4 protein-coding genes and 1 pseudogene are annotated in these 3357 nt (G+C 42.5%); all 5 read right to left on the minus strand.

Annotation, left to right across the window (positions count from 1 at the left end; all coding sequences use genetic code 11):
* Window positions 1-76: 76 nt before the first annotated feature.
* Window positions 77-838, minus strand: a complete 762-nt coding sequence (gene hisF / locus AC075L_RS07135; RefSeq protein WP_476387444.1) for an imidazole glycerol phosphate synthase subunit HisF — start codon at window positions 836-838, stop codon at window positions 77-79.
* Window position 839: 1 nt separating this feature from the next.
* Window positions 840-1478, minus strand: coding sequence for an imidazole glycerol phosphate synthase subunit HisH (gene hisH / locus AC075L_RS07140; RefSeq protein WP_008703502.1), 639 nt, complete (start codon window positions 1476-1478; stop codon window positions 840-842).
* Window positions 1479-1723: 245 nt separating this feature from the next.
* A complete protein-coding gene (locus tag AC075L_RS07145; protein ID WP_476387445.1) occupies window positions 1724-2914 on the minus strand; it encodes a sensor histidine kinase in 1191 nt (396 codons plus the stop codon).
* A gap of 128 nt (window positions 2915-3042) precedes the next feature.
* Window positions 3043-3267, minus strand: a complete 225-nt coding sequence (locus AC075L_RS07150) for a hypothetical protein (protein ID WP_476387446.1) — start codon at window positions 3265-3267, stop codon at window positions 3043-3045.
* Window positions 3264-3357 (minus strand): annotated as a pseudogene (locus AC075L_RS07155) (winged helix-turn-helix domain-containing protein); the annotation flags it as partial. The pseudogene AC075L_RS07155 and the gene AC075L_RS07150, both read right to left, overlap by 4 nt.

Consider the following 3357-nt stretch of genomic DNA (forward strand, 5'->3'; position numbering starts at 1 on the left):
TCCCCCTTCAGGGCTTCCAGCCAGGCACCGGAAATTGCTGACATACCTTATCCTTCACCTCTTATATTTTTCGTGGTCATCGTCTGACAGAAATTCCCCTGTCAGACAGATAATCCTTCACCTGAGAAATCTCCAGTTCTTTATAATGAAACAAAGACGCAGCCAGTGCAGCATCTGCTCCCCCTTCGGCCAGCTGCACATCATAAAAATGCTCCAGTGTACCTGCACCGCCTGATGCGATCACAGGAATGGAGACAGCATCAGCAATTGCTCTGGTAAGAGCCAGATCATATCCTGCCTTTGTACCGTCACAGTCCATACTGGTAAGAAGGATTTCCCCTGCGCCCAAAGCTTCCACTTTCTTTGCCCACTCTATGGCATCAATCCCTGTATCCAGTCTTCCGCCCTGTTTGTAAATATTCCATCCTCCGTCTTCTCTGCGCTTGGCATCAATAGCCACAACTACGCACTGGCTTCCAAACTTGTCAGCCGCCTCACTGATCAGTTCCGGTCTGTCAATTGCTGCAGAATTTACGGAAATCTTATCTGCTCCTTCTCTCAGCAGTTTCTTGAAATCATCTACAGTACGGATACCGCCGCCTACTGTAAACGGGATAAATACATTGGCAGCAACCCGTCTTACCATGTCAACTACCGTATCTCTCTGTTCGCAGGATGCTGTAATATCGAGAAACACCAGTTCATCTGCTCCTGCTGCATCATAGGCTTTGGCAATCTCCACCGGATCACCCGCATCGCGAAGCTGCACAAAATTTACGCCCTTTACCACACGTCCGTTATTTACATCCAGGCAGGGAATAATTCTCTTTGTAAACATCTTATTTTCCCTCCTTCTCAGTATTGCCGTCTTTTCCCACAGCAGCAAAATTTTCAAGTATCTTCAGTCCCCATTTGCTGCTCTTTTCCGGATGGAACTGGCAGGCAAATACATTGTCCTTTTCTACGGAAGCATGAATACAGGTGCTGTATTCTGTAGTAGCCTTTACAATCTCAGGCTCCTCTGCCTGCAGATAATAAGAATGCACAAAATATACATAGGTCTGTTCCGGGATTCCCTGAAACAGTCTGCCATTATTCTGAAAATGCAGGGAATTCCATCCCATATGTGGAATCTTAAGCCCCGGCGCAGGAGGAATCTTAACAATTTTCCCTTTCAGGATTCCAAGGCCTTCCACCCCCGGTGTCTCCTCGCTGCTTTCAAAAAGGAGCTGAAGTCCCAGGCAGATTCCAAGAAATGGCGTCTTCTTCTCTACAATCTCATGGATCACAGGTACAAGTCCGTATGTATGAAGATTCTCCATCGCCTGTCCAAAGCTTCCCACGCCCGGCAGAATTACTTTATCCGCATTTAACAAAGTCTGCGGATCGCGGGTTACTGTTGTTTCTTCCCCAAGATAATGAAGTGCTTTTTCTACACTTTTAATATTTCCGGCATCATAGTCAATTATTGCAATCATGTTATCCTCCTGATGTCATTATCTGTTTTCCTCATTATGGTAATCCAAAGATTTTCCGGATCACATGTCAGACCGGAATAAAATATCCGATCAAAACGCTCCAATACAGTATAACCCAAAAACAGACAGTTGCAAAGTGCTTTCTTTGCTTCTGTCTGTTTTTATTCCGATCATACTACCGGTTACTGTTCACTCCATTCACAGTAACACGCTTCTCACTACGTTCACAATACCCGGATATCTTATCACTGCCTGCAATCCAGAGTGAACCAGAACTCCACGCCATTATCATAATTGCATACCCCATATTTCTGGTTCATACTCTCAATGATTGCCTTAACAATTGAAAGTCCGATACCACTTCCGCCATATTCTCTTGTCCGGGCCTTATCTACTTTGTAGAATTTATTCCAGAGATTTGGGATATCCTCTTCCGGAATCGGAGTACCTGTATTAAATACGGTTACTTTCACACAGTCCTCTTCCTGAAGAACCTTAATTTCTACTTTTCGTTCTCCGTCCAGATGGTTCAGTGCATTGCTTGTATAATTGGTCACAACCTCTTCAATCTTAAACTCATCCGCCCATACATATACAGGTTCTGTTTCTTCAAAAATCACAGTTGCTTCTTTCTGTTCGATCATAATATGCATGGAACCAAGTACACCCCTGATCAGAGATACAATGTCAAATCTTTCCATCACCGGGGCATCTTTACCGGACTCCAGCTGATTCAGCGTCAGCAGGTTTTTGACCAGCTTGTTCATCTTTGAAGCTTCATCCATAATAACTTCACAGTAAAATTCCCTGCTTTCCGGATCATCGGAAATATTTTCATTCAGCCCCTCTGCATATCCCTGGATCAATGCAATAGGAGTTTTCAGCTCATGAGAAACATTATCAAGAAATTCCTTACGCATCTCATCAATTTTAATCTTATCTTCTATGTCTTTCTGAAGCTTGTTATTAGCCGATTTCAACTCTGAGATCGTGCTCTCAAGTTTTCTGGACATTTTGTTAAAGTTATCGCCAAGTACATCAATCTCATTACCTGCCCTGCTTTGATATCTGGCATCAAAATCCAGATCAGACATCTTCTCTGATAATTTGGTCAGTTCACTGATCGGGCGGGTAATACGATTCGTCATCACAAGAATCACAATACCGCTGACCACAATTATGATTATTCCTACAATGAAGTAAAAACTGTTGGAAATAGATGCACTTTCCTTAATACTTTCCAGAGGAGAACGGATCAGGAAATAGTAACCATTATCAAACTGTCCCCAGCATTCCACATATTCCATGCCTGCAAAACGATCATGCACCTGCCACATGGTACAGGTATCTGTCTTTTTGAGCACACGACTGTGCTGCATATCCTGATCCAGATTATTAATATACCCAAACAGCTTACTGCGGAGCATTTTTGCCATATTATTCTCTCCCCAGTAATAATAACCGCTGTTTTCCTCATTTACTATGATCCAGGTAAGGTTATTTCTGGAACTGCTCCTCTCAATCTCATCCGAAATCTCATCTGTTGCCCCTTTTTTGTCCTCTTCTATATCTGTATCATACTGCAGATGTCATCCAGATTCATCTGAGACAACACTTCTTTTGCCTCCTCCAGCACTTCTACTTTTTTGGATACATAATATTTTTCAAGAAAAAGACCATTGATCAGAGTAATGGTAAAGATCGAAAGCAGTAACAGACATATAAACACTACTGAAATCTGATGTTGCAGAGTATGAAATTTTTTATCTGTTTTTCCGTTTCCTGTCATTCGTCTACCTCAAACTTGTATCCCATACCCCATACAGTCTTTATATATTCACCTTTTATCTCCCATTTTACTTCTGAGCTTCTTAACATG

This window comes from Blautia sp. ZXY-1-B12, assembly GCF_056339915.1.

What these genes read in the sequence shown, in the direction of transcription:
- hisF (WP_476387444.1), bottom strand. Translation starts at nt 838, where the DNA reads ATGTTTACAAAGAGAATTATTCCCTGCCTGGATGTAAATAACGGACGT.
- hisH (WP_008703502.1), bottom strand. Translation starts at nt 1,478, where the DNA reads ATGATTGCAATAATTGACTATGATGCCGGAAATATTAAAAGTGTAGAA.
- AC075L_RS07145 (WP_476387445.1), bottom strand. Translation starts at nt 2,914, where the DNA reads ATGGCAAAAATGCTCCGCAGTAAGCTGTTTGGGTATATTAATAATCTG.
- AC075L_RS07150 (WP_476387446.1), bottom strand. Translation starts at nt 3,267, where the DNA reads ATGACAGGAAACGGAAAAACAGATAAAAAATTTCATACTCTGCAACAT.